Source organism: Salipiger sp. HF18, assembly GCF_011806505.1.
GTDB lineage: Bacteria > Pseudomonadota > Alphaproteobacteria > Rhodobacterales > Rhodobacteraceae > Salipiger > Salipiger thiooxidans.
This window is the reverse complement of sequence record NZ_JAATOS010000513.1, coordinates 1-2,759: the sequence shown is the minus strand read 5'-3', so window position 1 is coordinate 2,759 and position 2,759 is coordinate 1. Positions and strand designations below refer to the sequence as shown.

General features: G+C 69.7%; 2 protein-coding genes and 2 pseudogenes. 2 read left to right on the top strand and 2 right to left on the bottom strand.

The genetic code is table 11. The annotated features are described in order from the left end of the window. Window positions 1–231: pseudogene (locus HC022_RS23350) on the bottom strand (aminodeoxychorismate/anthranilate synthase component II); the annotation flags it as partial. A gap of 129 nt (window positions 232–360) precedes the next feature. Here HC022_RS23350 and HC022_RS23345 point away from each other — a divergent pair. Continuing rightward, window positions 361–1,896 (top strand): divergent polysaccharide deacetylase family protein, encoded by a 1,536-nt coding sequence (locus HC022_RS23345; RefSeq protein WP_167453998.1) that lies wholly within the window; start codon window positions 361–363, stop codon window positions 1,894–1,896. 65 nt (window positions 1,897–1,961) lie between these two features. On the opposite strand, the gene HC022_RS23340 is transcribed toward HC022_RS23345, so the two are convergent. After that, window positions 1,962–2,135, bottom strand: coding sequence for a hypothetical protein (locus HC022_RS23340; protein WP_165617115.1), 174 nt, complete (start codon window positions 2,133–2,135; stop codon window positions 1,962–1,964). Between the two features lie 234 nt (window positions 2,136–2,369). Here HC022_RS23340 and HC022_RS23335 point away from each other — a divergent pair. Further along, window positions 2,370–2,759, top strand: a pseudogene (locus HC022_RS23335) (radical SAM protein); the annotation flags it as partial.

The following is a 2,759-nucleotide window of genomic DNA, read 5'->3' as shown; positions in this document are numbered from 1 at the left end:
GAAGAGCGGCGTGCGGGTCTCGGCGGCGGCGGCGGTCAGCGCGAGGCAGATGCCCGCCTGGTCCGGATCGCAGGGGCCGGGGCTCAGCAGGATGCCGGCGGGCTTCATCGCCATCGCCTCCTGCACGTTGAGCGCGTCGTTGCGCCAGACCTGTGCCTCGACACCCAGCTCGCCCACGTAATGAACGAGGTTGTAAGTAAAGCTGTCGTAGTTGTCGATGAGCAGAAGCATGGTCAATCTCGGGCTGGAAGGCGGCCTTGTGTCCGGGCTATACATGCGCCCGGAGGCGGTGCAGCGTCAAGGGGATGCGCCGGATCAAAGGTCCGGAACGGGACCGGGGGCAGAGAAGGGTAGACGGTGATGGCGAAAGGCTTTGTCGCAGGCGTACTCATCGGGACGGTGGTTTCGGTCGCGGGTGCGGGGGCTCTGTCCATCGCGATGGGCCCGCCCGAGCGCGCGCTGCCGGGCGCTGAGCCGGAGGTCGCGGCGGTGCCCGGGGCCGAAGGCGCCGAGCCGGTCGCGGGGGCCATTTCGGAGAGTCCCGAAACCGGTGATACCGTGGCCGAGGGCGGTGCACCTGCGGAGGCAGCGGAAGCCGTTTCCGAGCCCGTTACCGACGCCGACAGTGCCGAAGCGACCGCGATGGATGAGGCGATGGCCGAGCCGGACGCCGAGGCAGAGACGGTGGCAGAGACCGGGGCAGATGATACCGTATCCCTGGTCGCGGATGCGGAGCCCGAGACCGAGGTCGAAGAGACCGCTGTTGCCGAGACCGAGACCGACGCCGTGATCGCCGAGCCTGCGCTCGATGACACCCCGCCGGAGACCGTGACCGAGCTGGACGCCCCCGTGGCCCCCGATGCGCCCGACACCGCGCCGGAGCCCGTCGTCGCGGCAGCAAACGCGCCCCGGCGCGGCGAGGCGACCTCGCCGGTGACAGAGGCGCCCGAGGCCGAAGCCTCGCCCGAGCTTGCCACCGAAACCGCTGCGCCGCCGATGCCCGCGCCCTACGAGGGTGCGACCTCCGAGCCGGAGCCCGAGGCGGAGGCGGTCCCCGAGGTGGTCGTCCTGCCGCAGACCGGGGGCGAGAGCCGCCCGGCCATCGGCACGCCCGCTGGGTCGCTGATCGGCCGCGACGGCACCGGCCCAAGCGACCGCCTGCCCAGCATTGGCGAAGGCACCGCCGCCCCGGCGGATAGCACGGACAGCGCGGGCGGTCTGCGTCCGCTCGACGTGTTCTCGGCACCCTCGAACCTGACGCCGGGCGAGCCGCACATGTCCATCGTGCTGATTGACGACGGCAGCGGGCCGCTTGGCCCCGAGACTGTCGGAGAGGTCCCCTTTCCTGTGAGCTTCGCCATCTCGCCCTCGCACCCCGACGCCATCGGCGCTGCGCGGGCCTACCGCGAGGAGGGCTTCGAGGTGCTGACCATGGCCAGCGCCCCCGAAGGCGCGCAGGCCTCGGACGTGGAGATCTCGCTCGAAGGCGCGCTCGGTGCCGTGCCCGAGGCCATCGGCGTGCTCGAGGCGCCGGGCGACGGTCTGCAGGCCTCGCGCGCGATCGCAGACCAGACAGCGCGCTTCCTGCACGCCTCCGGGCACGGGCTGCTAATGCTGCCGAAGGGGCTCAACACCGGGCAGGCGCTGGCGCTGCGCGAGGGCGTGCCCTCGGCCACGGTGTTCCGCGATTTCGACGGCGAGGGACAGGATCCGCGCGTGATGCGCCGCTTCCTCGACCAAGCCGCCTTCAAGGCGCGGCAGGAAGGTCCGGTGGTGATGCTGGGTCGCCTGCGCGCCGACACGGTCTCGGCGCTGCTGCTCTGGGGACTTCAGGATCGCGCCAGCAGCGTGGAGCTGGTGCCGGTGTCGGCGATCCTGCGGGAGAGCGTGGAGTAAGGTCGGACGGCCAGAAATATGGCCCTGCCGAAAGGCGGCAGGGTCTGCGTATCATCGCGAGCTGGTCAGGCGTGCGTGTCGTCCGGAGACACGGGGGAAACCGCCCAGCGTACGGCCAGCGCGAGCGCCGCCAGCAGCGGGATCACGGTGCCTGCGCCCCAGGACAGGAACGCCCAGACAGTCAGACCCGACAGCGCAAGAACCGCGATGATCAGGGTCACGAGATGTGTCACCGGCATGATCGACTCCTTTGCCCTTTCAAGATAGGGGCTTGGTCCCTCGGAATAAAGGCCAATCCCTTCACGGATATGAATTCTGGCTGTTTTCACCGAGTTTTCATATTCCGCTCTGGGGATTGATGAAGCGATTTTCCGCCGTGTCCGCCCGCCAGAGCGGGTCCGACGATGACCCTGGGGGCAGGGCGCCACACGGCCCCGATTGCCAGTGTTCCACATATGTTCTAATATCGGGCGATGACCCAGTCGCCCCGATATCTCCCCCAAGACCGCCGTCCCGGACGGGGCGCCGCCAGCCGTGAGACGGGGCGGTTCGAGCGTCTGGCCTACGAGGATACGGACGACGGCTGGGACCGCGACGAGGAGCTGCCGCCACTGCGCACCGAGGTCAGCGAGGAGCGTCCGCGCAGCCTCATCGCCTACAATGCCTCGCCGGACATTCCCTTCGACCGCTCGATCAACCCCTATCGCGGCTGCGAGCACGGTTGCATCTACTGCTTCGCGCGGCCGTCGCATGCGTATCTCGGCCTGTCGCCGGGGCTCGACTTCGAGACCCGCCTCATTGCCCGCCCCGACGCGCCCGAGGTGCTGTCGCGCGAGCTCAGGGCGCGGCGCTACCAGCCGCAG

Coding starts and splice junctions, on each gene's coding strand:
- HC022_RS23345 (WP_167453998.1), top strand. CDS start 361: ATGGCGAAAGGCTTTGTCGCAGGCGTACTCATCGGGACGGTGGTTTCG.
- HC022_RS23340 (WP_165617115.1), bottom strand. CDS start 2,135: ATGCCGGTGACACATCTCGTGACCCTGATCATCGCGGTTCTTGCGCTG.